The 2,599-nt window shown below is 63.9% G+C and carries 4 protein-coding genes; all 4 read right to left on the bottom strand.

Annotated elements, in window-relative coordinates; translation table 11 throughout:
* A partial coding sequence (locus ACH2EI_RS19480) for a LysM peptidoglycan-binding domain-containing protein (protein ID WP_395161233.1) occupies nt 1-1,212 on the bottom strand: 1,212 nt, incomplete at its 3' end.
* 91 nt (nt 1,213-1,303) lie between these two features.
* Nucleotides 1,304-1,705: a hypothetical protein gene (locus ACH2EI_RS19475; protein ID WP_395153826.1), complete on the bottom strand. Its 402-nt coding sequence runs from the start codon at nt 1,703-1,705 to the stop codon at nt 1,304-1,306.
* Complete coding sequence (locus ACH2EI_RS19470) at nt 1,702-2,178, bottom strand: hypothetical protein (RefSeq protein WP_395153827.1); 477 nt, start codon at nt 2,176-2,178, stop codon at nt 1,702-1,704. Before ACH2EI_RS19470 ends, ACH2EI_RS19475 begins: the two co-directional genes overlap by 4 nt.
* Nucleotides 2,175-2,599 (bottom strand): TadE/TadG family type IV pilus assembly protein (locus ACH2EI_RS19465; protein ID WP_395153828.1); only part of this gene is annotated, 425 nt, incomplete at its 5' end. The genes ACH2EI_RS19465 and ACH2EI_RS19470, both read right to left, overlap by 4 nt.

Here is a 2,599-nt window from a genome sequence, read left to right as displayed (position 1 = left end):
TGGTGGCGTTGTCGGTGGCGTGACCGCAGGAACGGTCGGCGGAGCTGTGTTTGGGACCGCTGGTGTCTCGATTGCGGTGTTGGAGTGATGCGGCGGGACAGGTGGAACAGGGGGACCAGGCGGAACAGGTGGGACAGATGAGACAGATAAGACAGGTGGGACAGCGCGCCCTGGTTCGGTTGGCAATTTGAGTTCCCACCCCGGCACGATCAGATTTGGGTCATTGAATGTTCGTCCGTCGACCATGCCCCGGTCGCGGTTCTCCTCGAAGATGTCCGGCCAGGCCGCAGCGTCACCGAGTCGTTGTTCGGCGATGCCGAAAAGCGTGTCGCCTTCGACCTCGACGTGCGAAACCGAAGCGTCATCTGTCGGTGATTCGGTCGATCCGTCGATTCGAATCGTGATGGGTGTCGGCGGGCCGACGGAAGCCAGTGGGAGCACGTCGGCAGGGATAACGAGTTCCCAGCCAACCTCGATGTACGCGGCGTTGGTGAAGCGAATGCCGCCGGGCATCATTGAGCCCAGGTTCGCATCGAGGATGGAGTCAGCGATGTCGGCGGTGGACATGGCAACATCGACGGACAGTGATCCGGCGATCGCGTAGATCGACTCACCGCGTTGTACGAGATGGAGTCGAGAGCGGTCAAGGGAGACCGCTGGCGGTGCCTGGTCATGTCGTGCGAGACGCCGATGGGCATCGACTCCGTTCGCGGGTGAAGATGCATCGACTTGCTCCGTACCAGCGAACGGCGGAGACCAAGGCATCAGTGAACTTTGCGGCGATACGAGCGCAGTCACGTTGGCCAGCAGTGGGAGGAATGCCACGAGGCCGGCAGCAATGAACCGGGCCGGCGGTTGTGCCCAGCCAAGGCCCCGAATCTCGGGCCAGGCCAGCCCGCGGTGTCGGACAAGATGAACGGTTTCGACGACTGTGGTCATGACGATGATCACGACCGCGACCCACACCAGAGACAGCGTGGTTCGGATCAGCAGGTTGATGACCACGTCGTTGGTGAGTGGGCTCTGGAGCGCCTCGACGATCTCCCTGGAATTCCATTGCCAGGGCAACGGAATCTGATGTAACGGGTTCGCAGAATTGAAACGCAGTCGCGCCACTGCGACCAGGGCGACCGGCCCGGCGACCGCCAGAGCGGCAAGCGCGAGGATGGCGCCGACGAACCGTCCGACTGCGGTCAGACCTCGTTGCAACATGGCATCCCCTTCCTGGCGAATCGTGCGTCCGATGATGAAGGCGCTTTCTCAACACAGTGGGCGACCCTGCACCGAGAACGGAATGAGCGGCTCATGGAGCTCGCTGCGACTCGACGGTCGCCCGGCCGGTCACGGTGACACCTCGATCGGTAATCACGACGATGGCGGTGACAGTTGCAGCGTCGACGGAGATCTGCGTCGTGCCGGAAACGTCGTAGCGCTCGAGGAGCCGGGTTGCAGTGTCGGTTCCCGCAGCGATCGCGCCGGACACGTCGATGGTCGGATCGGCACCCTGACGCAATGGCGTTGCGAAGGCCACTTGCGCGCCTGACCTGGCTGCCTGAAACGCAACTGAGTTGGCGGTGGAACGATTCGAGATACCTCGATCGACATCGCGGGCCAGCCACACGAGGCCGAGGAATGTCAGGCTGAACAGGATGACGACGCCGGCCACGAGGCCGGAGCCGCGTTCGCCGCGGACTCGACGGATCACGGTCCCCCACCCTCTGCTGCACGCAACGGGTCGATGGTGGCAAAGGCGGTGGCCGTCAGCGTTTGGGCCTGTGGCCGGATCAGCTCAAGACCGGCCGTCGACACCGAGCACGTGACCGTTACGGCGACCTCGCCACCGGGTTGAAAGGCGCTGATGTCGACGGAGACGCTCGGGTTACTGCAGGTCTGTTCGTCGACGAGCATTGCTTGTGCCGCTGATCGGCCAGCCGTAATTGCTCCGGCTGTCGTGCGTTCCTGGGCCGCTGCTTGGGCTCCGGACTCGGCCGCGACTTGTACGGTGGCGCGACTGTCGACGCCGCGACCGAGGAAGAGGATGACGATCGCCATTCCGAGTGCGGCGGGTGCGATCAATGCGAGGCCGAGTGCGTCGCTGCCTCCGCGCTCGTCACGTCCGCGACGGGACCCCCGACTTGCGGGTGGAGCCGTCGTGCGGGGTGTTCGAGGCCTGGTCACGGTGCGGTGATCTCCTCGACGGGCACGGCGACGGTAACGGCGACAGGTCTCGACGTGCCGGTCATTATGCCCGGAGCATCAGCGTGGACGGTGACGACGACGAGACCGTCTGCCTCGTTGATCGTGACGTCAATGTTGCGTAAGGCTGTGTCGCTTGCCAGTACAGAAGCTGTTGCCGCAGCTGTACTTCCAGCGTTCGCGTCAGACCTGGCAACAAGTGCAGCTGCATCGCGCGCAGCGACGCGTGCTTCGGTTCGCGCATGGCTCCAGAGAGCTGATTGCCACGCTGCGAAGGCAAGCACGATGAACACCGGTGTGAGGAGCACGACCGAGAGCGATGTCGATCCGGGGTCGTCGAGGCCGCGTCGGGTCGTTGTCAACTTGGTCGTCGCTCTCACGGTGCTGGTCGTCACGGTGCTGG

Origin of the sequence: Ilumatobacter sp., from assembly GCF_041688325.1 — a bacterium.
GTDB lineage: Bacteria > Actinomycetota > Acidimicrobiia > Acidimicrobiales > Ilumatobacteraceae > Ilumatobacter_A.
The sequence above is the reverse complement of the archived record's forward strand: the minus strand, read 5'-3'. Positions and strand labels throughout refer to the sequence as shown.